Raw genomic sequence first — 25,077 nt, forward strand, 5'->3', positions numbered from 1 at the left:
TGCGCTCGTCAGCCGACGATGAGCTTCTTGTTCATGAACTCCTCCATGCCGTGGGGGCCGAGCTCGCGGCCGAAGCCGCTTCTCTTGGTGCCGCCGAAGGGCATGTCGTAGTCCTCGGAGCCGGCCCCGTTGATGGAGACCATGCCGGCGTCGATGCGGTCGGCGACCGAGGCGGCGAGCTCCGGGTCGGTGCACCACAGGCGCGCGCCGAGCCCGAACGGGGTGCCGTTCGCGATCCGGAGCGCGTCGTCGACGTCCGTCGCCCGGTAGACGGTGCCGACCGGGCCGAACAGCTCCTCGCGGAACGCGTCCATCTCGTCGGTGACGCCGCCGAGCAGCGCGGGCGTGATGCGCGCGTCGCCGGTCGCGGTGATGGTGCCGGCGAGCACCTGCGCGCCCTCGGCGACCGCGGCGCCCGTCTGCTCCCGCAGCCGGTCGGCGGCGGCCTGCGACGAGAGGGGGCCGACGAGCGCGTCCTCGTCGTCGGCCTCGCCGACCGGCAGGGCGGTGATCGCGGCGGCGAGCTTCTGCGAGAACTCGTCGTAGAGGCCGTCGATGACGATGAACCGCTTCGAGGCGTTGCAGGACTGGCCGGAGTTCTCCATCCGCGTCTCGACCGCCGCCTCCACGACCTGGTCCATGTCGTCGGTGGAGAGGACGATGAACGGGTCGGAGCCGCCCAGCTCCAGCACCACCTTCTTCAGGTGGCGGCCGGCGATCTCAGCGACCGCGGCGCCCGCGCGCTCGGAGCCGGTGAGGGACACGCCCCGCACCCGCGGATCCGGGATGACGATGTCGCCGATCTGGTCGTTGGTGGCGAAGATGTTCTCGTACGCGCCCGCCGGCAGCCCCGCCTCGGCGAGGATCTCGGCGATCACGGTCGCCGACCACGGGCACTGCGGCGCGTGCTTCAGCAGCACCGTGTTGCCGAGCATCAGGTTCGGGAACGCGAACCGCGCCACCTGGTAGTAGGGGAAGTTCCACGGCATGATCCCGAGGATCACGCCCTGCGCCGACTTCCGCACCCGCGCATCCACCCCGGAGCGCACCTGCAGCACCTCGTCGGCGAGGAACGCCTCCGCGTTGTCGGCGTAGTACTGCACGATCTCGCCCGAGAACTCCGCCTCGAACACCCCCTGCGCGAGCGGCTTCCCCATCTCCGTGCGGATGATCTCCGCCAGCTCACGCGACCGCGACGCGAACGCGTCCGCCGCCCGGCCCAGGACCGCCGCCCGCTCCGCCAGCGGCGTCGACCGCCACGGCTCATAGGCGGCGTGGGCGCGCTCGATCGCGGCGCGCACCTCGTCATCGCTCGCGGTCGGGAACTCCTTCACGACCTGACCCGTGTACGGGTCCGTCACGCGGTAGTGGCTCAGCTGGTTCTCGCTCATCGATTCCTCCTCGGATCGGTGTTGGCGTCATCGTGCGGTCGACGGCGACCGGCGGATGCGCGGCGACGCCCGGGATGGCACGCGGGCGTCGCGACTGACATTAAACGATTGAGCGTGCTCCTGTCACGCGCGGGCCCCCGTCGCGCGCTCGGTCAGGGCCGCTGCCAGCGCGGCACGTCGGCGGCCCGGAGCAGTGCCCAGAGCGTGGCGCGATCGGCGAACGTATCGGCATCGAGCTGCAGCTGCTCGGCGATCGCCCGGATGCGGGTGCGCACGGAGTGCCGGTGCATCCCCACGATGCGAGCCGTCGCGTCCCAGCTGCAGTCCTGCTCGAACCAGGTGCCCACGAGCGCGAGGCGCTCCGCGCCGTCGGCCTCTGCGGCGATCGGCGAGAGCTGTGCGCGGGCGGCATCGCGGGCGTCGCGGTCGTCGAGCATCCCGAGCAGCCCGTCGAGCGCTCGTTCGAACGTCGCGGTCGCCGCGCCGGTCCGCTTCGCGCGCTGCAGCGCGGCGGCCGCCTCAGAGGCCGCGACCGGCGCGTGCCGCCAGGACGACGGCTGCGAGACGCCCGCGGTGGCATCGAGCCGCGCGAGGAAGGCATCGAGCCGCTCGCGCTCCGCGAGCGAGACGACGAAGAGCAGCCGCTCGCCGTCGGCCGTCCACAGCACGTCGCCCGCGGTGTCGCGCAGCGCGTCCTCCATGGCGTAGCGGGCGAGCGCCGTCTCGGCGCTCGCCACCACGATCGGCTCGGACGGCAGCCGGCGACCCGTCTTGAGCAGCAGCGCGCCGACCGCATCGGCCTGCCCCTCGAGCGCGAGCGCGGCGAGCGCGCCCTCGAGCTCGTTGAGCCGCCGCGTCGCGTCGACCGCGCTGACGAGCGAGAACTCGAGCCACGCCGCGGCCACGGTCGCGACCGACTGCGCTGCGGTGTCGAGCGGCTCGAGCGTCCAGATGCAGACGCACCCGAGCGACCGGTCGCCCGACCCGAGCGTCGCGACGGTCACGGATCCCTCGGTCGTCACGACGGTCGACGTCGTGCGGCGGGCCGAGCGCAGCGTCTCGCGCGCCGCCGCGAGCGCGGCCGGGGGCACCGCGGTCCGGCTCGTCGCGCGCTCTCGCCCCGTGCTGTCGAGGAGCGCCACGCCGGCGCCGAGCTCCGTCGCGAGCCGCCGCACGACCGCGCGGTGCCCTGTCGGGGCGAGCGCTGCGGCGGCGACGGCCCGCTGGGCGCTCGTCGCCCACCGCTCGCGGTCGCGCTGCAGGTCGGCGCACCAGTGGATGATCGCGAGGAACGGAGTCGCGAGCGGGACCTCGAACAGCGGCAGCGCCGCGGCTGCGCAGGCGTCCACAAGCGCCGACGGCACCTCCGGCGCGTGCAGGCCGGTGGCGAAGCCGAGTCCGAGGATGCCGCCGCGCACCAGGGCGTCGACGTAGGCGTCGGCCGAACCCTCGCGCTCGAGCAGCTGGCGCCCGGTCGTCAGCAGCACGTGCCCGGGGGAGAGGAACGGGGTGGGGTCGTCGAGGTCGGAGCTCGCGATCCAGGCGATCGGTGCGTCGCGGCGCGCGTCGCCCGCGACGAGCGATCGCACGTCGAGCTCCCGCTGCCCCAGGAGGCGGACGATCGTCGCGGTGCCGGGCGTGCCATCGGTTGCCATGGCGGCAATCATGGCAGCGATCCATGCCGCAGCGGCACACCCGCCTGCGTGCGGGTCGCCGTAGCGTGCCAGCACACCGAGAGAACGGAAGCCCACCATGCACGCGATCGACGACGTCGTCGGAGGACCCGCACTGGCGCAGGTCCGCGAGCTGCGCACGCCCATCCCCGGACCGCGCTCCACCGAGATGCTCGCGCGCAAGCGCGAGGCGGTCGCGGACGGCGTCGGGATCACCCTGCCGGTGTTCGTCGATGCCGCGGGCGGCGGCATCGTGCGCGACATCGACGGCAACTCGCTCATCGACCTGGGCTCCGGCATCGCCGTGACGTCGGTCGGCAACGCGCACCCGGGCGTCGTCGCGGCGAGCGCCGAGCAGCTCGGGCGCTTCACGCACACCGCCTTCACCATCACGGGCTACGAGGGCTACGTCGCCGTGTGCGAGGCGCTCAACCGCATCACGCCGGGCGACCACGCCAAGCGCAGCGCGCTCTTCAACTCAGGCGCCGAGGCGGTCGAGAACGCCATCAAGATCGCCCGCGCCGCGACCGGCCGGAGCACCGTCGTGGCCTTCGACCACGCGTACCACGGGCGGACCAACCTCACGATGGCGCTCACGGCGAAGTCGATGCCCTACAAGCGCGGCTTCGGGCCGTTCGCCGGCGACGTGCACCGCGCGCCGATGTCGTACCCGTTCCGCGACGGCCGCACGGGCGAGGAGGCCGCTCGCATCGCGATCGAGCGGATCGAGCGCCAGGTCGAGCTCGACGAGATCGCCGCCGTCATCATCGAGCCGATCCAGGGCGAGGGCGGCTTCGTCGTCCCGGCCGACGGCTTCCTGCCCGCACTCGCCGACTGGGCCGCGAGTCACGGCATCGTCTTCATCGCCGATGAGATCCAGACCGGCTTCGCCCGCACGGGCGAGATGTTCGCGTCCACGCACTTCGGGATCGTGCCGGACCTGATCGTCACGGCGAAGGGCATCGCCGGCGGCCTGCCGCTCTCGGCGGTGACTGGCCGCGCCGAGCTCATGAACGCCGCGCACGCCGGCGGCCTCGGCGGCACCTACGGCGGCAACCCCGTCGCGTGCGCAGCAGCGCTCGCCTCGATCGCCGCGTTCGAGGACGGTCTGGTCGAGCGGGCTCGCGAGATCGGCGACATCATCCGTGAGCGGCTCGAGGCGCTGCGGGCGACCGATCCCCGCGTCGGGGACGTTCGCGGCCACGGCGCCATGATGGCGCTCGAGCTCGTCGACCCCGTCACCGGCCAGCCCGAGGCCGCGCTCACCGCTCGCGCCGCGGCCGCGGCGCACGCGGCAGGCGTCATCGTGCTCACGTGCGGCACCGACGGCAACGTCATCCGTCTCCTGCCGCCGCTGTCGATCGGCGACGACCTGCTGCGCGAGGGCCTCGACGTCCTCGGCGACGCGATCGCACGCGGATGACCGCGCTGCTCACGGCCCAGCTCGGGCCGCTCGACGAGGCACGCGCGCAGCTGGCCGACGCCGTTGAGATCCTCGGCCTCGACGAGGGCGTCGCCGCGATGCTCGCGGTGCCGCGGCGCGAGATGACCGTCGCCGTGCCGCTGCGGCGCGACGACGGCTCGATCACGACCTTCATCGGGCACCGCGTGCAGCACAACCTGTCGCGCGGCCCCGCGAAGGGCGGCCTCCGCTACAGCTCCGCCGTCGACCTCGACGAGGTGCGCGCGCTGGCGATGTGGATGACGTGGAAGTGCGCGCTGCTCGACGTGCCCTACGGCGGCGCGAAGGGCGGCATCGCCGTCGACCCGCGCACGCTGAGCGACGGTGAGCTCGAGCGGCTCACGCGGCGCTACACGAGCGAGATCCTGCCGATCATCGGACCGACGCGCGACATCCCGGCGCCCGACATCGGCACCGACGAGCGCACGATGGCGTGGATGATGGACACCTACTCCACGGCGGTCGGCCACACCGTGCCGGGCGTCGTGACGGGGAAGCCGCTGAGCCTCGGCGGATCCCGCGGACGAGCGAGCGCCACCTCCGCGGGCGTCGCCCTCATCGCCCGCGCGGCGCTCGAGCACGTCGGCATCCCGGTGCGTGGCGCGACCGCGAGCGTGCAGGGCTTCGGCAAGGTCGGCCGCGACGCCGCCCGCTTCCTCGCCGAGTCGGGCTGCCGGATCGTCGCGGTGAGCGACGCCGACGGCGCCGTCACGAGCGCAGCGGGTCTCGACATCGCCGCGCTCTCGGCCTACGCGGCCCGCACCGGTTCGGTCGCTGGGTTCCCCGGCGGCGAGCCGATCGAGCCGGCGCGCGTGCTCGAGCTCGACGTCGACCTGCTGGTCCCGGCCGCGGTCGAGGGCGTGCTCCACGCCGGCAACGCCTCGCGCGTCACCGCTCGCGTCATCGTCGAGGGCGCGAACGGCCCGACCACGAGCGAGGCGGATGCGATCCTCGAGGCGCGAGGGACGCTGGTCGTCCCCGACATCCTGGCGAACGCCGGCGGCGTGCTCGTCTCCTACTTCGAGTGGGTGCAGGCCAACCAGTCGTACTGGTGGACCGAGCGCGACGTGCAGGAGCGCCTGGGCGAGCGCATGACCCGAGCATGGGGCGACGTGCTCGACGAAGCACGACGGCGAGGCGTCTCGCTTCGCACCGCCGCGACCTGCCTCGCCGTGGAGCGAGTCGCGCAGGCACACAAGCTGAGAGGACTGTACCCGTGAGCACCACGACCGACACATCCATCCGCGAGGCCGAGGTCCTCGATGCCGTCCGCGGCCAGCTGTTCATCGGCGGCGAGTGGATCGATGGTGAGCAGGGCACGATCGACGTGCGCGACCCGGCGACGGGGGAGGTGCTGAAGCAGATCGCGAACGGCTCGGTCGACGACGGCGTGCGCGCCCTCGACGCGGCGGTGGATGCGCAGGAGTCGTGGGGTCGCACGCCCGCGCGGGTGCGGGGGGAGATCCTGCGGAAGGCGTTCGATCTGCTGCAGGAGCGGAAGGAGGAGTTCGCGCTCCTCATGACCCTCGAGATGGGGAAGCCGCTCGCGGAGGCGCGGGGCGAGGTCGCGTACGGGGGTGAGTTCCTGCGCTGGTTCTCGGAGGAGGCGGTGCGGATCGATGGCCGCTACACGATGACCCCCGAGGGCACGGGCCAGATGATCGTCACCCACCGGCCCGTCGGTCCCTGCTTCCTCATCACGCCCTGGAACTTCCCGCTCGCGATGGCGACCCGGAAGCTGGGGCCGGCGCTCGCGGCCGGTTGCACCGCGGTCGTGAAGCCCGCGACCCTCACGCCGCTGACGACGCTCGCGCTCGTGGGCCTGCTGGAGGAGGCGGGGCTGCCGAAGGGGGTCGTGAACGTCATCACCACCAAGTCGACCGGTGCGCTGTCGGAGCGGCTGCTGGCCGACCCGCGCCTCCGGAAGGTGTCGTTCACCGGGTCGACGCCGGTCGGGGTACAGCTGCTGAAGCTCGCGGCGGACAACGTGCTGAAGGCGTCGATGGAGCTGGGCGGGAACGCCCCGTTCGTCGTGTTCGACGACGCGGACCTCGACAAGGCCGTGGAGGGGGCGCTGCTGGCGAAGTTCCGCAACATCGGGCAGGCCTGCACCGCCGCGAACCGGTTCATCGTCCACGAGTCCGTCGCCGACGAGTTCTCCCGCCGCATCGGTGAGGCGGTCAAGGCGATGAAGATCGGCCGCGGCACCGAGGAGGGCGTGCAGATCGGCCCGCTGGTGGAGGACAAGGCGGTCGACAACGCGGTCCGGCTGGTCGACGGGGCGGTCGCCGACGGGGCGACGCTCGTCACCGGCGGGAAGGCGATCGACGGGCCCGGCTCGTTCTTCCAGCCCACGGTGCTGGACGACGTCACCGCGGAGATGGCGGTGTCGATCGAGGAGATCTTCGGGCCGGTGGTGGCGATCCAGCGGTTCGCGACCGAGGACGACGCGGTGCGGCTCGCGAACGCGACCGAGTACGGCCTGGTCGGCTACGTGTTCACCGAGGACACCAAGCGCGGGCAGCGGATGATCGACCGCATCGACACGGGCATGATGGGCCTCAACGTCGGCGTCGTCTCCAACGCCGCAGGACCCTTCGGCGGGGTGAAGCAGTCCGGGCTCGGCCGCGAGGGCGGCGCCGAGGGCATCCACGAGTACCTGGAGACGAAGTACACCCTCATGCCCAACCCCTTCGCCTGACCCCACGCGCTGATCGAGTAGCGGCGCGGGCGCAGCCCGCACCCCACCTGCTGATCGAGGAGCGGCGCGGGCGCAGCCCGCACGCGTATCGAGATCGTCACACTCGGGGGTCGTCTCGATACGCGCGCCCTTCGGGCGTGCTACTCGACGAGCGGGTGGGGCGCAGCCCGCACGCGTATCGAGATCATCCAGGGGTCGTCTCGATACGCGCGCCCTTCGGGCGTGCTACTCGACGAGCGGGTGGGGCGGGGTGCTGCTCGACGAGCGGGGAGATCACTCGCCTCGGGCGTCGTCGATCGCCCGCCGCAGCGTGCCGGGCGGGAGCGCCAGGGCCCACTCCGCCACGTCCGACGCGAAGGTCGCGGAGGCGGGGTGCTCCTCCTCGATCGCGCTGTTGACGGAGGAGCCGCGACCGTCGATGGCGATCCAGATCCGCACGCTCGCCGCCTCGGCATCCGTCTCGGCGAACTCGCCGGCAGCGATGCCGTCCGTGACCAGCTGCGTGAGGCGCGCCCGGTCGAGCAGGTCCTGCTCGTCGAGCGTGCGGTTGAGCGTCGGGCTGAAGCGCGACAGGTGCCGCGCGTTGAGCCACAGCCGCGCGAGCGGCAGCGACGCGCCGCTCTCGATGTAGCCGATGAGGTGCGCCAGGCGCCGCAGCGCATCGCCCTCCGCCGGGAAGAACCGCTCGCGCTCGATGATCGCGGCGCGGGCGAACCCCTCGACGACCAGGTCCTCCGCGGCGGGGAAGTAGTGCGTGATGAGCCCGGGGCGCACGCCGAGCCGCTCCGCGACCGCGCGGAGCGTGATCCGCTCGAGGCCCTCGTCGATGGCGATCGACGCGGCGGCCGCCAGGATCTCCTCGCGCCGCTCCTCCGGCCGCTTCCGAGATCTGCGCTGCGCAGTGCTTGACGTCATGCGGTCCATGCTATTGACTATGTGACCAACAGTCCATTGGGCGCATGACCAATAGCAACGACGCCGGTTCGGAGAGGAAGCGCATGTCCCAGATCTCGAACACCCCGGAGGCGTTCGTCGACACCGCCGCCCGTCCGGAGACCCGCGGCATCGAGCTGATCGGCGACGCAGCCCGGCACGGACGGGCGCGCGACCTCGTGCTGGTGTGGGCGGCGCCGGGGGTCAGCATCCTCAACTTCACCATCGGCGCGACGCTGATCCTGCTCGGGCTCGAGATCTGGCAGGCGATCGGCGTGATCCTCGCCGCGTCGTTGCTCTGGGTCCTGCCCGGCGTCATCGCGGCGAGCGGGCCCGCCGCCGGCACTTCGGGCTCCGTCGTGACGCGCGCGATGTACGGGATCCTCGGCAACCGGCTCTTCGTGGCCTTCGTCGGCTGGTTCATCGGCGCCGTGTTCCTGTCGCTGACCTGGCTGGCATCGTCGTTCATGGGCGCCGACCTGCTGCGGCGGCTCGGCGTCGACGACCCGGTGTGGGTGCCCATCGGGGTGACGCTCGTGGTCTCCACGGTGACGGTCGTCGTGGCGATCTTCGGCCACGGGCTGATCCTGCGGGCCTACCCCGCGATGGCCGCGGTGCTGTTCGTCGTCTTCCTGCTGGTCACGGCGTTCATCCTGCCGACGGTCGACTGGTCGTACGCCAATCCCGAGCCGCTCGAGGGCACCGCGCTGCTGTCGTCGCTCTCGATCGGCTTCACGATCCTCGCGTCGACGCCGCTGTCGTTCATCAACAGCCCGGACATCGCCCGCTACCTGCCGCGCTCGACGAAGCCGTCGCACATCGCAGCCGCGACGGCGCTCGGCGGCGCGGTGCCGTTCATCGTGTTCACGAGCGTCGGCGTGCTGCTGGCGACGGGGCTGAGCGAGTCCGCGTTCGAGATCGGGCTCGACGCGGCCCTGTTCGAGCTGCTGCCGGTCTGGCTCGCGCCCATCCTCGTCGTCGGGGTCGTCGTCAACACGATCGCCCTCAACGCGATGACCACCTACACGTCGAGCATGGCGCTGCAGGCGATCGGGTTCCGGCTCCGCCGCATCCCCGCGGCGATCATCGTGGGCATCGTGGGGACCGCGCTCACGATCTACCTCGTGCTGTCGTCGAGCCTGCTCGAGGCCGCGAACCTGATGCTGCAGTTCCTCGTCATCGTCTCGGGGCCCGCGATGGCGATCTTCGTCGTCGACGTGCTGCTGCGCCGCTACGCCTACGACGGCGTCGACCTGTTCGACGACCGTCGGGGTGGCCGGTTCTGGTACACCGGCGGATGGAGCATCCCGGGGCTCGCGGCGCTGTTCGCCGGAGGCGCGACGACGGCGGCGTGCCTGGCGACGGATGTCTGGGTCGGCCCGGTCGCGCAGGCGACGGGCTTCGTCGACCTGTCCGTGCCGGCGGGGATGCTCGTCGCCGGGACGATCTACGCGGTGCTGCTCCGCACGCCGCTCGCGAAGGAGGGACGACCGTGACCACGCTCTACCGCAACGGACGCATCTTCACCGCCGATCCGGACGCCGCTTGGGCCGAGGCGCTCGTCGTCGACGGCGACAGCATCGCGTTCGTCGGCGCCGACGCCGACGCGCCGCAGGCCGACGAGACGGTCGACCTCGAGGGACGCCTGGTGCTGCCCGGCTTCACCGATGCGCACACCCACCTCCTGATGCTGGGCGCAGCGCTCGGCCAGGTCGGCCTCACCGACGCGCAGAGCCTCGACGAGATCCAGGCGCTGCTCCGCGACGCGCGCGCCGACGACCCGGGCGCGATCGCCCTCTGGGGGCGTGGCTGGCTCTTCGGGTCCATCCCGGGCGGCAGGCCGACCGCGGCGATGCTCGACGCCGCGGTGCCCGACATCCCCGTCTACCTCGACGCCAACGACTACCACTCGTGCTGGGTCAACACGGCGGCGCTCGCCGAGCTGGGCATCACGCGCGAGACGCCCGACCCGCTCGGTGGCGAGATCGTCCGTGACGAGCACGGCGAGCCGACAGGGCTGCTCCTCGAGACGGCCGCCAGCCACCATGCGTGGGCCCATCGCGACGCGGTCACGGTCGACGCCGACCGGGATGCCGGGGCCGAGCGAGCCATCGAGGCATACCTCGCCGCCGGCGTCACCGGCGTCGTCGACATGGCCTTCGACGAGCTCGGCCTGGCCGCGCTGCGGCGCATGCAGGAGCGGCGGGGCGACCTGCCGATCCGCGTCGCCGCGCACTGGTTCATCGACAACACCGGCGACGAGGCGCAGAACCTCGCACAGGTGGCGCGAGCCGTCGAGCTCGCCGCCGACCCTTCGACCCCTTGGCTGCGGGTCGTCGGCATCAAGCTCATCCTCGACGGCGTGATCGACGCGTGCACCGCGGCCATGCGGCATCCCTACGCCGACGGCTCGAACGCCGACCCGATCTGGCCCGCCGAGCACCTCGAGCCCGTCGTCGCCGCTGCCGACGCGGCGGGGCTGCAGGTCGCGATGCACGCGATCGGCGACCTGGCGAGCGACGTGGCGCTGACGGCGATCGAGCGTGCCGTCGCGAGCAACGGCGACCGTCCGCGCCGGCACCGCATCGAGCACCTCGAGTACGCGGCGCCCGGCACCGCCGAGCGGATGGCGCGGCTCGGCGTGACGGCGTCGATGCAGCCGGTGCACGCCGACCCGGCGATCTTCGCCAACTGGGCCGAGATGCTCGGCGACGATCGGGTCGAGCGCGCGTTCCCGTGGGTCGAGTACGAGGATGCCGGGGCGCTGCTGGCGTTCTCGACCGATGCGCCCACCGCCCCGCACGGCGCGCTCGCGAACATGTACGTGGCGGCCACCCGGGCATCTGCCCTGGATCCGAGCGTGCCGGCCGTGCATCCGCACTTCGCCCTGCCGCTCGAGCGCGCCATCGGTCACGCCACCCGCGACGCGGCGGCCTCCGTCGGCGACGGCGGATGGCGAGGGCGTCTCGCCGTCGGGTTCGCCGCCGACCTCGTCGTGCTCGACCGCGATCCCTTCACGGCCGGCGCAGGCTCGCTGCTCGAGGCCCAGGTGGTCGAGACGATCGTCGCCGGCCGCACGCGCTATAAGAAGGAGTGAGCGCGGTCGATCACCGTGCTGCAGCCTGCTCGGCGTCGAGCACCGACAGCAGCTCGAGCTTCTCGTGGCTCTCGCTGCCCGGGGTCGCGGTGAAGACGAGCAGCGAGTGCGCCTGCGCCGGATCGAGCAGCACCTGGCACTGCAGCTCGAGGTAGCCGACGGCCGGATGCTGGTAGCGCTTCACCTCCCGCGGCGCGAGCCCCACCTCGTGCTGCTCCCAGACCGAGCGGAACTCGGCGTTCGATGCGTGCAGCTCGCGCGCGAGCCGGGCTGCCCGGGAGTCCGGCCCGCGCAGCGTCGCCACGCCTCGGAGGCCCGAGACGTAGAGGCGGGAGTAGAAGTCGTGGTCCTCGGGCGGATGGAGCGCGCGGGCCGCCGGGTCGGTGAACCACCGGTAGCCGATGCTGCGCGCGGCGCCGGTGAATCGCGTCGAGTCGCCCATGAGGGCCGCACCGAGTCGCGTCTGCCGCAGGGTCTCGCCGAGCTCGGTGACGATCTCGGCGGGGGTGTCGCCCAGTCGGTCGAAGATCCGCATCATGCCGGGGCTGACGTGATCCGTGCCCGAACCGCGAGGGGGAGCCTCGTGGCCGGCCAGCCGGTAGAGGTGGTCGCGCTCGTCACGGGTCAACCGGAGCCCCTGCGCGATCGAGGCGAGCATCTGCTCGGAGGGTCGCGGCCCGCGCTCGCGCTCGAGGCGCGAGTAGTAGTCGGTCGACATGTGGCAGAGCGCCGCGACCTCCTCGCGGCGGAGCCCGCTCGTGCGGCGGCGCTGCCCACGCGGCAGCCCCACGTCCTCCGGCTGCAGCGCCTCCCGGCGACGGCGGAGGAACTCGGCGAGCCCGGTGCGATCGATCATGCGAGCATCCTCTCCCGCCGTGGGACGCCGCAGCCACGGATCGTCAGGCCGTGGCTGACGGGTGCGTGCCGCGGCGACGATCGACGAGGGCGCCCGCCGGCGCACCGCATCCACGTGAGGAGAGGCATCCCATGCCACGCAGGCCGTACGACATCACCATCCCCGACCTGACCGGCAGGCGCGCGGTCGTCACCGGCGCGAGCGACGGAATGGGCCTCGGCATCGCGACGCGGCTCGCCCGCGCCGGTGCCGACGTCGTCATGCCGGTGCGGAGCATGCGGAAGGGCGAGGCGGCGGTCGCTCGGATCCGCGCCGAGCAGCCTGATGCGCGGCTCACGCTCGCCGAGCTCGACCTGGCGTCGCTCGCCTCGATCGCCGTCCTCGGCGAGCGGCTGCGCGCCGAGGGGGAGCCGATCCACCTGCTCATCAACAACGCCGGCGTCATGACGCCGCCCGAGCGGCAGACGACCGCCGACGGCTTCGAGCTGCAGCTCGGCACGAACCACCTCGGCCACTTCGCGCTCACCGGGCAGCTGCTGCCGCTGCTGAGGGCCGGTCGTGCGCGCGTGACCTCGCAGGCGAGCATCGCTGCCCGCAGCGGCATGATCCATTGGGAGGACCTGCAGTGGGAGCGCTCCTACGACGGCATGCGCGCCTACCAGCAGTCGAAGATCGCGGTCGGGCTGTTCGCGCTCGAGCTGAGCCGCCGCAGCCGCAGCGGTGGCTGGGGCATCACGAGCAACCTCTCTCATCCGGGCGTCGCGCCGACGAGCCTGCTCGCGGCACGCCCGGAGGTCGGCAGGGCGCAGGACACCCCGCAGGTGCGGGTGATCCGGTGGCTCTCGGCGCGCGGGCTGCTCGTCGGCACTGTCGAGAGCGCGACACTGCCGGCGCTCATGGCCGCGACGGCATCGGGGGCGGAGGACGGCGGCTTCTACGGCCCGCAGGGGCCCGGCAGCGTCGGCGGCCCTCCCGGACGCCAGGCGCTCTGGCCGCCGCTGCGAAGCACGGAGGGCGCCAGGCTGTGGGAGATCTCGGAGACCCTCACGGGCGTGCCGTTCCGCTGAGGGCGCGAGCGGATCTGCGCGGCACGCATCCGCCTCGGAACAGACGACGGCCGCGGTGCCGACTCGGGGAGTCGGCGCCGCGGCCGTTGAGGGGACGACTGCTTAGAGGTCGCCGCCACCCATGATGATGAAGTCGTCACCGGTGATGACGAGGTCGCCCATGATGATGAAGTCGTCACCACGGCGGCTGGGCTTGTTGAACTTCATGACGCTCCTTCTAGGTTCAGGTTGGACGGAAGATCGTCTGATCTTTTTATAGTCGATGCATCAGGTTTTCTGCGGAAGCAAAGTTTTCCCTGAGCAAATCTTCAGGAACGGAGTTCTACCGAACCGAGCTGGATGTCGATGCCCGCGAGGGCCTGCGACACCGGGCACTCGGCCTTCGCCTGCTGGGCGAGCTCCGCGAACCGGTCCTGATCGATGCCGGGCACGACGCCCGAGACGGTGAGGACGCTCGTCGTGATGCCGGTGCCGGCGACGAACGAGACCTTCGCCGTGGTGTCGAGCGACTCCGGCGCGTGGCCGGCCTGCTCGAGCGTGTGCGAGAAGGCCATCGCGAAGCACGATGCGTGCGCCGCGGCGATGAACTCCTCCGGCGTCGAGGCGCCGCCCTCCTCGGCGCGGGCACGCCACGTGAGGTCGAAGGTGGATCCGGTGCCGAGCGTGGTCGTGCCCGAGCCGCTGCCCAGTCCGCCGGTCCAGGTCGTGCTCGCGTTCGAGGTGATGGCCATGCAGATTCCTCCTGATGTCGGCGCGCCCGCGGATGCGGCCGCTGACCTCAGGCTACGTCGGAGCGCCATGCCGTGATAGGGCCGACCGATAGCCTCTCTCCATGCACGACGTGGCGACCGAGGTGACGCTCGTCGTCGTGGTCGGCATCCTGCTCATCGGCGCCGTGGCCACGATCGCCAACCGGATCGGGGTGGCCGCGCCGCTGCTCCTCGTGCTGCTCGGCGCCGTCATCGCACTCGTCCCGGGCTCGCCCGAGATCGTCGTGCCGCCCGAGGTCTTCCTCACGATCATCCTGCCGCCGCTGCTCTACACCGCGGCACTGCGGGTGCCCGCCGTCGACTTCCGCCGGAACCTGCGCGTGATCGGCTACCTCTCGGTCGTGCTCGTCGCCCTCAGCGCGCTCGCCGTCGCGCTCGTGCTGCAGTCCATCTGGCCGGTCATCGGCTTCGCCGCCGCGCTGGCGCTCGGCGCGGTCGTCGCCCCGCCGGATGCCGTCGCAGCCACCGCGCTCGGCAAGCGGCTCGGGCTGCCGCCGCGCGTCGTGACGATCCTCGAGGGCGAGGGGCTCCTCAACGACGCGACCGCGCTCGTGCTGCTCACGACCGCCGTCGCCGCGATCGAGCGGCCGGGCAGCTCCGAGGTCGAGGGCGCCGCCCTCGTCGGCGACTTCGCGCTCGCGGTCGTCGTGGCGCTGGTCGTCGGCGTCGTCATCGGCTATGCGACGGTGCTCGTGCGCCAGCTCGCGGGCGATCGCGCCATCGACACCGCGATCTCGATCGCGACACCCTTCGTCTCGTTCCTCGCCGCGGAGTCGCTGCGCGGCTCGGGCATCGTCGCCGTCGTGGTCACCGGGCTCGTGATCGGCAACCGCAGCCAGATCCGCATCCGCGCCACGCGTCGCGCGCAGGAGTCGGCGACCTGGAGCACCTTCTCGGTCATCGTCGAGAACGGCGTGTTCCTCACCATGGGGATGCAGCTGCCTGCCGTCATCACCGCCGTCGACGCGGGGGAGCGGCACCTCGCCGGGGTCGTCGCGGTCGGGCTGCTGCTGTGCGCGGTGCTCCTCGCCGTGCGGCTCGCCGCGCTCCCGCCGCTGCTCGCGTGGCTGCGCCACCACGCCGGCCGCGTGCAGCGCGGTCACGCGCGGCTCGCCGAGCGGCTCGACAGCGTCGACACGAGCACGAAGCGCGGCGCGAGGCTCCGGTACGCCCACATCGTGCGCGGGCACGACATCACGGCGCTGCGCGACCAGCGGCTCGGCTGGCGCGACACGCTCGCGATCGGCTGGGCCGGGATGCGCGGCGTCGTCACGGTCGCGGCCGTGCAGACGCTGCCGGCCGACACCCCGATGCGCGCCGAGCTCGTGCTCGCCGCCTTCGTCGTCGCCATCGTGACGCTGCTCGTGCAGGGCGGCACGCTCTCGTTCCTCGTGCGCGCGCTCGGCGTGGGCAAGAACGCCTCCGACCGACGGCGGGCGGAGCTCGAGTCGCTCGTCGGCGAGGCGATCGACGCCGGCATCGAGGCGATGCGCCGGGAGGCCGAGGTCAACGGGATCGACGAGATGATCGTCGAGGTCGCGAGCGAGCGGATGCTGGCCCGGCGCGACTGGGCGGCGCACGTCGCCGAGGTCGACCCGGACGACCCGTCCACCGACGTCGCGCAGATCTCGCGCCTGCGCCACGTCGCGATCGAGGCGGAGCGCGTCTGGCTCGACCGCGTGCGCCGCACGGGGCGGTTCGACTCGAGCACCGTCGCGGTCGCGCAGCGCATCATCGACCGCGAGGAGATCGGCCTGCAGGCCGACGAGGACGAGCACTGAGCCTGCCCTCGCGCGAGCGTGCGAGGATTGGCGCATGACTGAGAAGCCCCAGATCGACGCCCCCGACGGCCCCGCGCCCACCGAGCTCCAGATCACCGACATCACCGTCGGTGACGGCGAGGAGGCGGTGACCGGCAAGCAGGTCAGCGTCCACTACGTCGGCGTCACGCACTCCACCGGTGAGGAGTTCGACGCCTCCTACAACCGCGGCGCCCCGCTCGACTTCCCGCTCGGCGTCGGCATGGTCATCAAGGGCTGGGAGCAGGGCATCGAGGGCATGCGCGTCGGCGGTCGCCGCCAGCTCGTCATCCCGCCCCACCTCGCGTACGGCGAGCGCGGCGCCGGCGGAGCCATCGGCCCGAACGAGACGCTCATCTTCGTCTGCGACCTGGTCGCCGTCCGCTGACACCCGCCCGCCCGTGAGCCGGGTGGTCACGACGCGCCGCGCAGCGCGGTGCGCGCTCGGCGTGTCCTGACCACCCGGCCGTCGGGGAGGCTGTGCCCGGCTAGATCGCCTTGCCGGGGTTCAGGATGCCTGCGGGGTCGAATGCTGCCTTCACGGCCCGCTGCAGCGCGAGCTGGCGCTCGCCGAGCTCGTCGACGAGCCATCGCCGCTTGAGGATGCCCACGCCGTGCTCGCCGGTGAGCGTGCCGCCCATCGCGATCGCCGCCTCGAAGACCTCGTTCGCGCACGCCCAGATCGCCTCCGAGGGCTCGGTGCCGTCGAAGACGAAGGTCGGGTGCAGGTTGCCGTCGCCGGCGTGCGCCGTCGTCGCGAGCCGCACCCCGTGGCGCTCCGCGGCCTCGTCGCACGCGCGGAACATGTCGGCCATCCGCGACCGCGGCACCGAGACGTCCTCCACGAGCACGGTGCCGAACGACTCGAGCGCGAAGTGCACCTGCCTGCGCACCTGCACCAGCACATCCGACCGCGCGGCGTCGTCGGTGCGCTCGACGCGGCCGCCGTGCGCCGCCAGGATCTCCGCCACGACCTCGGAGGTCGCGGCGGCCCCGAGCTCGTCGGTCTGCACGAGCACGAACGCGCCCGCCATCGGCTGCCCCGTGTAGGCGGCGAGCATCGAGACCGCGTCGCGGCCGACGAGCTCCATGATCGCCGGGCGGATGCGCGCGGCCGTCACCGCCGTGCACGCCGCGGCCGCGGCGGTCTCGTCGTCGAAGAAGGCGCCGACCGTCCAGACGCCGCCATCGGGGAGCGGCCGCAGCTTCAGGGTCGCGCCGACGACGATGCCGAGCGTGCCCTCCGAGCCGATCATGAGCGCAGTCAGGTCGAGCCCGGTGACGCCCTTCACGGTGCGGTGGCCGGTCGAGATGCGGCTGCCGTCCGCGAGCACGACGTCGAGCGCGAGCACCCACTCGCGCGTCACGCCGTACTTCGCGCACAGCAGGCCGCCCGCGTTCGTCGCGATGTTGCCGCCCACCGACGAGATGGCACGGCTCGCCGGGTCCGGCGGCCACCAGAGGCCGTGGGTGGCGAGCATGTCGTTGAGCTCGGCGTTGCGGATGCCCGGCTCGACCCGGCACGACTGGTCGACGATCGAGACGTCGAGCAGCCGCCGCATCCGGTCGACCGAGACGACGAGCTCGCCCTCGCCGGCGATCGCACCGCCGGCGAGTCCGGTGCCGGCCGCTCGCGGCACGACCGGCACGCCGTGCTCGGTCGCCCAGCGCAGCGCAGCCTGCACGTGCGAGGCGTCCTCCGCCTCGACGATCGCGAGCGGCGGCGAGACGGAGCGGTGGCCCGACTTGTCGGCGCGCGCGACGTCGAGCGCGACAGGGTCGGTGACGAGCACGTGGGCGGGCAGCGCTGCCCGCAGGGCGTCGAGGTTCACGCGAGCACGAGCCCGTCGACGACGTGCCAGGCGCCCGGCACGCCCGTGAAGCGGACGGAGTGCGCGTTGTCGGGGGTGCGCGTCTCCTGGCCGGTGACGTGGTCGGCGAAGGCGCGGATGAAGGTGCCGTGCGTGACGATGACGAGCGCGTCGACGGGGTTGCGGGCGGCGACGTCGTCGACGGCGGCGACGGCGCGGCGCTGCAGGTCGTCGAAGTCCTCCTCGCCGGGCCATTCGGTGCCGAAGCGCTCGACGGCCTCCTCCTTCGTCAACCCCTCGACCTGGCCGTAGGCGCGCTCGATGAGGCTCGGGTAGCGACCGCAGACCTCGAGCCCGAGCTCGGCGGCGATGATGTCGGCCGTGACGGCCGCCCGCACGAGCGGCGACGACACCACCGCGTCCCAGCGCGCGTCGGTCGACGGGCCGTCGGCGAGCAGTCGAGCCGCGGTGTGCGCCTGCGCGATGCCGGTCTCGTTCAGGGCGATGTCGCTCGTGCCCTGCAGCCTGCCGTCGCGGTTGAAGTCGGTCTGGCCGTGTCGGACGAGGGCGATCTCCATGCCCCGAGCCTAGGGCGGCGCGACGTCGGCCATCCACAGGCTCACATTCCGTCGTCCCCGCGCGTTAGCGGAGTATGAGAGGAATGCGGCCATGACCCACACCATCATCGACAGCCCCATCGGCCCGCTCACGCTCGTGCGGAGCGAGCGCGGCATCACGGGCCTGTACATGCCCGACCATCGCCCTGCGCCCGACGAGGCGACGTTCGGCGAGCGCGACGACGCCGGCTTCGCGGATGCGGCGCAGCAGCTCGGCGAGTACTGGGCGGGGGAGCGCCGGGCGTTCGACCTCGACCTCGACCCCGATGGCAGCCCATTCCAGCTGCGCGTGTGGGAGGCGCTGCGCTCCATCCCCTACGGCGAGACCCGCAGCTACGGCTGGATCGCGGCGTCGATCGGGCAGCCGACGGCGGTGCGCGCGGTCGGGCTCGCCAACAGCCGCAACCCGATCTCGATCGTGGTGCCCTGCCACCGGGTGGTCGGGTCGACCGGGTCGCTCACCGGCTACGCCGGCGGCGTCGAGCGCAAGCGCTTCCTGCTCGACCACGAGGCCGGATCGTCGCTCGTGGCGGTCGGGCTAGATTCGGTCGCGTGACCCGTGCGCCCTTCGAGTCGATCGTCGCGCTGCACGGCGCGAGGGTCTGGCGCGTGTGCCGGGCGCTGCTCGACGAGGTCGATGCCGACGACGCCTGGAGCGAGACGTTCCTCGCCGCGCTCGAGGCGTACCCGCGGCTCGCGCACGACGCGCGCATCGAGGAGTGGCTCGTGACGATCGCGCACCGGAAGGCGATCGACGTGCTGCGGCGGCGCGCGCGGCTCGTGGTGGGCGACGTGCCGGACCGGCCGTCGCCCGCGGTCGCGCGCGACCTCGACCTCGCGCGAGCGCTCGCGCTGCTGCCGACGCGGCAGCGCGAGGCGGTCGTGCTCCACCACCTCGGCGGACTGCCCTTCGCCGAGGTCGCGGCGACGCTCGGATCGTCGGCGGATGCGGCGCGGCGCGCGTCCTCCGACGGCGTGCACCGCCTGCGCGAGCTGCTGGGAGACGCCGATGCCTGAAGTCGACCTGCTCGGCGCCATCCCCGACGGGCCCATGGCCGCGCTGCACGCGCGGCTCGTCGAGCGCGCCGCGGAGCGCGGGCTGCTCGACGTGGCGTACCGCTCGCTCGACACCGCCGTTGGCTCGCTGCTGCTCGCGGCGACGCCCGCGGGGCTGGTCTCGGTCACGTTCGACGGCCGCGATCCCGCGGCGACGCTCGAGCGGCTCTCGACCGCGCTGAGCCCGCGCGTGCTCGAGGCGCCCGCCCGGCTCGACGACGCCGCGCGCCGGCTCGAGGCACTCATCGACGGTCGTGCTCGCGCGTTCGACGGCCCGCTCGACCTCGCGCTCGCGCGCGGCTTCGGGCGCGACGTCGTCGAGCGGCTGCGCGAGATCCCGTACGGCGAGACGCGCAGCTACGCGCAGGTCGCCGCGGCGGCCGGCTCGCCGCGCGCGGTGCGCGCGGTCGGCACCGCGTGCCGGCGCAACCCGCTGCCGATCGCGATCCCGTGCCATCGGGTGGTCCGCAGCGATGGCGCGCTCGGCCAGTACGCGGGCGGTGTCGAGGCGAAGCGGCTGCTGCTCGACGTGGAGGCGGCGAGCCCGCCGGTGCTGCGCGCCGAGTAGCGCGGCCGGGCGCCACCTGGCGCGCATCTCCGCGCAGGCCCGCGCCGCTACGTTGGATCCCGTGCCCACCACCGAGCTCCTCGCCGTCGTCGAGCGCGACGGCTTCATCGAGTCCCAGCACCGAGGCGTCGCGGTCCTCATCGATCCCGATGGCACCGTCATCGAGGCGCATGGCGACGTCGCGGCGCCCTTCCTCGCCCGCAGCGCGCTCAAGCCGCTCTTCGCCGCGGCGCTGCTCGACGCCGGCCTCGTCGAGCTGGCACCGGCGCACGCGGCGCTCGCGAGCGCGAGCCACTGGGCCGATCAGGAGCACCTCGACACCGCGCAGGCGATGGCCGAGCGCCTCGGCGTCGCCGAGGATGCGCTGCGCTGCCCGCCGATGAAGGCGCCCGACGGCTCGATGCGCCGCTTCGCGCACATGTGCGTCGGCAAGCACATCGCGCTCGCCGCGGCGGCTCGCGCGCTCGGCACGCCCAGCGACTACTGGGCCGACGACCACCAGCTCGCCGACGTGCTGCGCCAGGGCGTCGCGACGGCCGCCGGCGAGCCCATCATCGGGCTCGCGCACGACGGCTGCGGCGCGCTCGTGTTCCCCACCTCGCCCGTCGGGCTCGCGCGCGCCTTCCGCCGACTCGCGCCCGACGCGATCGGGGGCGGGCGCTCCGTCGGCGACGCGATGCGGGCGCATCCGACGCTCATCGACGGCGCGGGTCGCCCCGACGCCGTCGTGATCGCCGAGACCGGATGCGCCACGAAGTTCGGCGCGGAGGGCACGCAGGCGATGGTCGCCCCCGACGGCACCACAGCCGTGGTGAAGACGGCGGATGGGGCGCGCCGCGCCGGCGCACCGGTCGCGCTCGCCATGCTCGAGCGCGCGGGGGCGATCCCCGAGGGCACGCTCGAGCGCCTGACCGAGCCGCTCGGGCTGCTGCAGCTGAGCGCCGACGTCGCGGTCGGCCGCCTGCGCCCCGTCGTCTAGCGCCGCGTCAGGGCTGCAGCAGCTTCCACCGGCCCTCGGAGACGACCTCCACCGCACCGTCGACCACGACGATCGCGGTCGCGTCGTCGATGGCGTACGTCGGGCCGGGGATCCCGGCCGCCCAGCGCTGGATGCCGGCGAGCGAGGCGCCATCCCCACCGTCGCCGACGAGGTGCGGCACGAGCGCGATGTCGACGAGGCCGAGCGTGCGCTCGGCCTCCAGCGCCATGTCGCTGCCGTCGGGCACGAACTGCAGGTCGAACTCGGCATCGCAGTTGTACGACGTCACCGCGATGCTGCCGGCGCTCACCCCCACGTAGACCGTCTCGGAGAGCGAGGGGATGAGGTCCGCCAGGCCGGACTCGCGCATCCAGTGGCACAGGTACAGCACGTCGCCGCCCCAGACGAGCAGGGCGTCGGCATCCCGCACCGCGGGCACCCAGCTCTCCTCGCGGATGGTCGGCAGCGCCGTGAGCTCGAGCACGCCGAGCGATCGCCAGCCGAGCTCGCTCAGCGGCCCTGGCGCCGTGCCGGCGATCGCCTCGCGCGCCATCCAGGGTCCTTCGGCGAACGGGTACGCGGCGGTCGGGATGATGAGCGCGCTCGACTCGGCGATCGGCTTGCCGAGCAGCCGCTCAAGGGCCTCGGCGATGCTCGGATTGGTGACGCCCATCGACGTGAGCAGGAGCTTCACGAGGGTCGCCTCGGGGTGCGGTGCATGCCTGCATCATGCCGCGCGGCGAGCGTCGGGGGCCAGCGCGCCCCGCGACCGTCAGCCTCGCGTCGTCGGCAGCGTGAGGATCTCGGCGCCGTCGTCGGTGATCGCGATCGTGTGCTCGCTGTGCGCCGTCCGCGCGCCCGTCGCGCTGCGGAGCGTCCAGCCGTCGGCGTCGACGACGAGCGTCGCGGTGTCCTGCATGATCCACGGCTCGAGCGCGAGCAGCAGGCCGGGTCGCAGGCGGTAGCCGCGGCCGGGCCGCCCGGTGTTGGCGACGTGCGGGTCCTGGTGCATCGTCGAGCCGATGCCGTGCCCGCCGAACTCCGTGTTGATCGGATAGCCGGCCTCGGTGAGCACGCTGCCGATCGCGTGCGAGAGGTCGCCGATGCGGGCGCCGGGGACGGCCGCGGCGATGCCCGCGGCGAGCGCGCGCTCCGTCGCCTCGATCATCGCCACGCTCTCGGCGGGGCGGCTGTCGCCGACCACGAAGCTGATGGCCGCGTCGGCGGCGATGCCGTCCTTCGAGACGGCGAGGTCGAGGGTCAGCAGGTCGCCGTCGGCGAGCGCGTAGTCATGCGGCAGGCCGTGCAGCACCGCGTCGTTGACGCCCGTGCAGATGTAGTGGCCGAACGGCCCGCGGCCGAACGACGGTGCGTAGTCGACGTAGCAGGAGACGGCGCCCGCCTCGACGATCATCGCCTGCGCCCAGCGGTCGATCTCGAGCAGGTTCGTGCCCACCGCGGTGCGTGCGCGGAGCGCCTGCAGGATGTCGGCGACGATCCGGCCCGTGACCCTCGCGCGCCCGAGCTCGGACGGGTTCAGGATCTCGATCATGCATCGCCCCTTCCGCGACCAATACCTATCCCGGTAAGACTATCCCGGCTAGCATCGAGCCATGGTCCGACTGCCGCTCACTCCCGCCGACGTGGAGCGCGGCCGGCGCCTCGGCGCGGTGCTGCGGCGCGCCAGGGGCGATCGCACGATGCTGTCGGTGGCGCTCGACGCCGGCGTCTCGCCCGAGACGCTCCGGAAGATCGAGGCCGGCCGCGTCGCGACGCCCGCATTCTCGACGGTGGCCGCGATCGCTGCCGTGCTCGACCTGTCGCTCGACGCGATCTGGTCCGACGTCGACGACCGCGGTCGCCAGCGCGCGGCCTCCTAGGGGCACGCGGGCGCCCCGCTCACCGCGACGACGAGTGTGATGCCGCCGTCCGCATGCAGGATCTGCCGGTACGGCCCCCTCGCGTACAGCCCTCGGGCCTCGAGCGCGGCGTCCAGTGCGACCCGTGCGTCCGCGGTGCTGCTCGGCCGCTCGTCGAGCCGCACGCTCGCTGCCTGACCGATGCGCGGCAGCGAGATGGGTCGCGCTGCCGGCGCGGGGCCGACGTCCTGCATGGCTGCCGCGACGGTGATGACGCGCTCGTCCGTGGTCCCGTCGAAGGTGAGCACGACATCCGCGGTCGGGATCTCATCGACGCCGAGCAGCGCCAGCAGGCGTCCGACCGCATCCGGCAGCTCCGTCTCGTCCGCGACGACCTCCGTCACGCCGTGCAGGTCGACGGCGGGTACGGCGGAGAGGGTGAGGGCATGCGTGATGGTGCTCCGGTCGCGCTCGATCGAGCGCAGTCGTGCCCGCACCCGCTCGAGGGCGGTGGAGTCCTGCGCGATGCGAGCGGCGAGCTCCGACTCCCGATCACGCAGGAGCTCGAGCAGCCGCGGCTCGGTGAGGCCCTGGTCGAGGAGGTGGCGGATGGCGTCCAGCCGGAAGCCGACCTCGCGGAGCGCGGCGATCGCGCGCACCCGCCCGGCCTGCGCCGAGGCGTAGCGCCGCTGCTTCGTCCACGGATCGACCGCAGCAGGGACGAGCAGCCCCTGCGCCTCCCAGTGCCGCAGCATGCGACGCGATGTCCCCGTGCGCTGCGCGAGCTGCCCGATGGTCTCCATGCCGCTCACCTCATCCCTTCACACGGTGTGAACCGCAAGCGTCGTGCCGCGGCCGCGGCCGGTGCCGTGCTACGGGGCCGGCCTAGAGCCGCCGGGCGCAGTCCTCGGCGAACGCGGCGAAGCCGCGCTGCACGATGCCCTGCAGCGTCGTGTCGGTCGCGAGGTGCGCTCGCCACTCGGCCACCGCATCCGGCGTGCGCAGCTCCGACAGCGTCGGCGACGCGACCGAGTCCCAGAGTCGCATGACCCGGTCGTCCGCCTCGAGGTGGAACTGCATGCCGACCGCGGACCCGTAACGGAAGGCCTCGTTCTCGACCGTCGCGCTCGTCGCGAGCAGCGTCGCGCCGGGCGGGAGGGCGACGACGTCGCTGTTCCAGCGCATCGCGCCGACCGGGCCGACGTGCCCGCCGAGCCACGGCTCTGGCGCGACGACGTCGATGTCGATGATGCCCACCTCGTCGACCGCGCCCTCGCGGTGCTCCCCGCCGAGCGCGCGCCCGATGATCTGGTGGCCGAGGCAGAGCCCGAGCACCGGGATGTCCGCATCGATCGCGCGCAGCGCGAGGTCGGCTGTCAGCGCGAGCGACGGGTGCTCGTCCTCCTCCGCAGCACTCATCTGCCCACCCGTGATGACGATGCCCGCGATCTCGTCGAGCGGCGGCAGCTGCGACGGGAAGACCGCCTCGCGCGTCGGCAGGTGCGACGTGAGCGTCGCCGCGTGCCCGCCTGTCTCGTACTCGATGTGCTTGATGAACAGGACGGAACGTGCCACGCGGACCCTCTCTCGGATGTGCGTAGCCTATGACGAGCGGGATGCGCGTCCTGCATCGTGAGGAGCTGCATGACCGTCTTCGCCATGGCCCCCGACGGGGCCCGCATCGCACTGCACGAGCTCGGCGACCCGGACGGCGCACCGGTGCTGCTGATCCACGGGTTCTCGTCGAACGCGAAGCGCAACTGGATCGACACCCGCTGGGGCGACGCGCTCGCCGAGCGGGGGCTGCGCGGCATCGCGATGGACCTCCGAGGGCACGGCGAGAGCGACCGGCCGTCGGTCGGCTACACCGTGCCGCACTTCCTCGACGACGTCGACGCGGTGCTCGAGCAGCTGGCGCTGCCGGAGGCGCCCGGCGCGGTCGGCTACTCGATGGGCGCGAGGCTGCTGTGGCGCCATGCGGGCACGCGGCCGCACGCGTTCCGCGCGCTCGTGCTCGGCGGGCTGCCCGCCGGCGATCCGTTCCAGCGGTTCGACGTCGACCTCGCCCGCAGCGCGCTCCGCGACGAGGCGGAGCCGGGCGAGATGGAGGCCTTCGTGGTCGAGCTCGCCGGCGTCTTCCCCGAGCACGACCCCGAGACGCTCGTGACGCTCGCCGGCGAGGTGTCGCGCACGCTCTTCGACCCCGAGGCAGCGCCCCCCACGATGCCCACCCTGCTGATGACGGGCGACAAGGACCGGCGTGCGGCCGATACGCAGGAGCTGCTGCCGCTCCTGCCGGACGGCCGCTTCGAGCCGATCCCCGGTCGGAACCACGTGAACGCGCCGACCTCCGGCACCTTCCGGCGGCGTGCGGCGGAGTTCCTCGCCGCCGCCCGCTGACGCGTCGGCGGGCGTGCAAAGGGCCGGTCGGGTTCTCC

25 protein-coding genes are annotated in these 25,077 nt (G+C 73.1%); 14 read left to right on the forward strand and 11 right to left on the reverse strand.

Annotation, left to right across the window (positions count from 1 at the left end; genetic code table 11):
- Positions 1-8 precede the first annotated feature (8 nt).
- Together ABIB37_RS06980 and ABIB37_RS06985 are read right to left on the reverse strand one after the other, a co-directional pair.
- Positions 9-1,391 (reverse strand): NAD-dependent succinate-semialdehyde dehydrogenase, encoded by a 1,383-nt coding sequence (locus tag ABIB37_RS06980; protein ID WP_354258492.1) that lies wholly within the window; start codon positions 1,389-1,391, stop codon positions 9-11.
- Positions 1,392-1,543: 152 nt separating this feature from the next.
- Entirely contained in the window at positions 1,544-3,046 is a 1,503-nt protein-coding gene (locus ABIB37_RS06985) for a PucR family transcriptional regulator (RefSeq protein ID WP_354258494.1), read from the reverse strand.
- Positions 3,047-3,143: 97 nt separating this feature from the next.
- On the opposite strand from ABIB37_RS06985, the gene gabT reads away from it, so the two are divergent.
- Genes gabT through ABIB37_RS07000 form a run of 3 tightly spaced genes read left to right on the forward strand, consistent with a single transcriptional unit; the run spans position 3,144 to position 7,227 of the window.
- Positions 3,144-4,487 (forward strand): 4-aminobutyrate--2-oxoglutarate transaminase, encoded by a 1,344-nt coding sequence (gene gabT, locus ABIB37_RS06990; protein ID WP_354258497.1) that lies wholly within the window; start codon positions 3,144-3,146, stop codon positions 4,485-4,487.
- Entirely contained in the window at positions 4,484-5,746 is a 1,263-nt protein-coding gene (locus ABIB37_RS06995) for a Glu/Leu/Phe/Val family dehydrogenase (RefSeq protein WP_354258500.1), read from the forward strand. The genes gabT and ABIB37_RS06995 overlap by 4 nt, the downstream gene beginning before the upstream one ends.
- Positions 5,743-7,227 (forward strand): NAD-dependent succinate-semialdehyde dehydrogenase, encoded by a 1,485-nt coding sequence (locus ABIB37_RS07000; RefSeq protein WP_354258503.1) that lies wholly within the window; start codon positions 5,743-5,745, stop codon positions 7,225-7,227. The genes ABIB37_RS06995 and ABIB37_RS07000 overlap by 4 nt, the downstream gene beginning before the upstream one ends.
- A gap of 273 nt (positions 7,228-7,500) precedes the next feature.
- Here ABIB37_RS07000 and ABIB37_RS07005 read toward each other — a convergent pair whose 3' ends face one another.
- Positions 7,501-8,142 carry a TetR/AcrR family transcriptional regulator gene (locus tag ABIB37_RS07005; RefSeq protein ID WP_354258506.1) on the reverse strand — a complete coding sequence of 214 codons (642 nt, stop codon included), beginning with the start codon at positions 8,140-8,142 and terminating at the stop codon, positions 7,501-7,503.
- Between the two features lie 83 nt (positions 8,143-8,225).
- On the opposite strand from ABIB37_RS07005, the gene ABIB37_RS07010 reads away from it, so the two are divergent.
- Both ABIB37_RS07010 and ABIB37_RS07015 read left to right on the forward strand, forming a co-directional pair.
- Complete coding sequence (locus tag ABIB37_RS07010; protein ID WP_354258508.1) at positions 8,226-9,656, forward strand: purine-cytosine permease family protein; 1,431 nt, start codon at positions 8,226-8,228, stop codon at positions 9,654-9,656.
- Positions 9,653-11,257, forward strand: coding sequence for an amidohydrolase (locus tag ABIB37_RS07015; RefSeq protein ID WP_354258510.1), 1,605 nt, complete (start codon positions 9,653-9,655; stop codon positions 11,255-11,257). Before ABIB37_RS07010 ends, ABIB37_RS07015 begins: the two co-directional genes overlap by 4 nt.
- Before the next feature lie 10 nt (positions 11,258-11,267).
- Here ABIB37_RS07015 and ABIB37_RS07020 read toward each other — a convergent pair whose 3' ends face one another.
- Entirely contained in the window at positions 11,268-12,113 is an 846-nt protein-coding gene (locus tag ABIB37_RS07020) for a helix-turn-helix transcriptional regulator (RefSeq protein WP_354258513.1), read from the reverse strand.
- A 131-nt stretch (positions 12,114-12,244) separates the two neighbouring features.
- Between ABIB37_RS07020 and ABIB37_RS07025 the strand changes: the two genes are divergently transcribed.
- Entirely contained in the window at positions 12,245-13,180 is a 936-nt protein-coding gene (locus ABIB37_RS07025; protein ID WP_354258516.1) for an SDR family oxidoreductase, read from the forward strand.
- Between the two features lie 308 nt (positions 13,181-13,488).
- Here the strand turns inward: ABIB37_RS07025 and ABIB37_RS07030 are convergent, their stop codons facing one another.
- A complete protein-coding gene (locus tag ABIB37_RS07030; RefSeq protein ID WP_354258519.1) occupies positions 13,489-13,911 on the reverse strand; it encodes an OsmC family peroxiredoxin in 423 nt (140 codons plus the stop codon).
- A 101-nt stretch (positions 13,912-14,012) separates the two neighbouring features.
- Here ABIB37_RS07030 and ABIB37_RS07035 point away from each other — a divergent pair, with 101 nt between their 5' ends.
- Both ABIB37_RS07035 and ABIB37_RS07040 read left to right on the forward strand, forming a co-directional pair.
- Positions 14,013-15,731, forward strand: a complete 1,719-nt coding sequence (locus ABIB37_RS07035) for a cation:proton antiporter (RefSeq protein ID WP_354258522.1) — start codon at positions 14,013-14,015, stop codon at positions 15,729-15,731.
- Positions 15,732-15,765: 34 nt separating this feature from the next.
- Positions 15,766-16,137: an FKBP-type peptidyl-prolyl cis-trans isomerase gene (locus ABIB37_RS07040; protein WP_354258525.1), complete on the forward strand. Its 372-nt coding sequence runs from the start codon at positions 15,766-15,768 to the stop codon at positions 16,135-16,137.
- 100 nt (positions 16,138-16,237) lie between these two features.
- Here ABIB37_RS07040 and ABIB37_RS07045 read toward each other — a convergent pair whose 3' ends face one another.
- Both ABIB37_RS07045 and ABIB37_RS07050 read right to left on the reverse strand, forming a co-directional pair.
- Positions 16,238-17,581, reverse strand: a complete 1,344-nt coding sequence (locus ABIB37_RS07045; RefSeq protein WP_354258528.1) for an FAD-binding oxidoreductase — start codon at positions 17,579-17,581, stop codon at positions 16,238-16,240.
- Positions 17,578-18,138 carry a histidine phosphatase family protein gene (locus ABIB37_RS07050; RefSeq protein ID WP_354258531.1) on the reverse strand — a complete coding sequence of 187 codons (561 nt, stop codon included), beginning with the start codon at positions 18,136-18,138 and terminating at the stop codon, positions 17,578-17,580. Before ABIB37_RS07050 ends, ABIB37_RS07045 begins: the two co-directional genes overlap by 4 nt.
- A 91-nt stretch (positions 18,139-18,229) precedes the next feature.
- Here ABIB37_RS07050 and ABIB37_RS07055 point away from each other — a divergent pair, with 91 nt between their 5' ends.
- From ABIB37_RS07055 to ABIB37_RS07070, 4 genes are all read left to right on the forward strand, one after another.
- A complete protein-coding gene (locus ABIB37_RS07055; protein WP_354258533.1) occupies positions 18,230-18,733 on the forward strand; it encodes a methylated-DNA--[protein]-cysteine S-methyltransferase in 504 nt (167 codons plus the stop codon).
- Complete coding sequence (locus ABIB37_RS07060; RefSeq protein ID WP_354258535.1) at positions 18,730-19,194, forward strand: RNA polymerase sigma factor; 465 nt, start codon at positions 18,730-18,732, stop codon at positions 19,192-19,194. Before ABIB37_RS07055 ends, ABIB37_RS07060 begins: the two co-directional genes overlap by 4 nt.
- Complete coding sequence (locus ABIB37_RS07065; RefSeq protein WP_354258538.1) at positions 19,187-19,801, forward strand: methylated-DNA--[protein]-cysteine S-methyltransferase; 615 nt, start codon at positions 19,187-19,189, stop codon at positions 19,799-19,801. The genes ABIB37_RS07060 and ABIB37_RS07065 overlap by 8 nt, the downstream gene beginning before the upstream one ends.
- 61 nt (positions 19,802-19,862) lie before the next feature.
- A complete protein-coding gene (locus tag ABIB37_RS07070) occupies positions 19,863-20,780 on the forward strand; it encodes an asparaginase (RefSeq protein WP_354258541.1) in 918 nt (305 codons plus the stop codon).
- A gap of 7 nt (positions 20,781-20,787) precedes the next feature.
- Here the strand turns inward: ABIB37_RS07070 and ABIB37_RS07075 are convergent, their stop codons facing one another.
- A complete protein-coding gene (locus tag ABIB37_RS07075) occupies positions 20,788-21,474 on the reverse strand; it encodes a Type 1 glutamine amidotransferase-like domain-containing protein (RefSeq protein ID WP_354258544.1) in 687 nt (228 codons plus the stop codon).
- 78 nt (positions 21,475-21,552) lie between these two features.
- A complete protein-coding gene (gene map, locus ABIB37_RS07080) occupies positions 21,553-22,332 on the reverse strand; it encodes a type I methionyl aminopeptidase (protein WP_354258547.1) in 780 nt (259 codons plus the stop codon).
- 61 nt (positions 22,333-22,393) lie between these two features.
- On the opposite strand from map, the gene ABIB37_RS07085 reads away from it, so the two are divergent.
- Positions 22,394-22,660, forward strand: a complete 267-nt coding sequence (locus tag ABIB37_RS07085; RefSeq protein WP_354258550.1) for a helix-turn-helix domain-containing protein — start codon at positions 22,394-22,396, stop codon at positions 22,658-22,660.
- On the opposite strand, the gene ABIB37_RS07090 is transcribed toward ABIB37_RS07085, so the two are convergent.
- Positions 22,657-23,442, reverse strand: a complete 786-nt coding sequence (locus ABIB37_RS07090; RefSeq protein ID WP_354258553.1) for a MerR family transcriptional regulator — start codon at positions 23,440-23,442, stop codon at positions 22,657-22,659. The genes ABIB37_RS07085 and ABIB37_RS07090 overlap by 4 nt on opposite strands.
- A gap of 82 nt (positions 23,443-23,524) precedes the next feature.
- Positions 23,525-24,214, reverse strand: a complete 690-nt coding sequence (locus ABIB37_RS07095) for a type 1 glutamine amidotransferase (protein WP_354258556.1) — start codon at positions 24,212-24,214, stop codon at positions 23,525-23,527.
- Between the two features lie 69 nt (positions 24,215-24,283).
- Between ABIB37_RS07095 and ABIB37_RS07100 the strand changes: the two genes are divergently transcribed.
- Entirely contained in the window at positions 24,284-25,039 is a 756-nt protein-coding gene (locus ABIB37_RS07100; protein ID WP_354258559.1) for an alpha/beta fold hydrolase, read from the forward strand.
- Positions 25,040-25,077: the final 38 nt, after the last annotated feature.

Origin of the sequence: Agrococcus sp. UYP10, assembly GCF_040547205.1 — a bacterium.
Lineage (GTDB): Bacteria > Actinomycetota > Actinomycetes > Actinomycetales > Microbacteriaceae > Agrococcus > Agrococcus jenensis.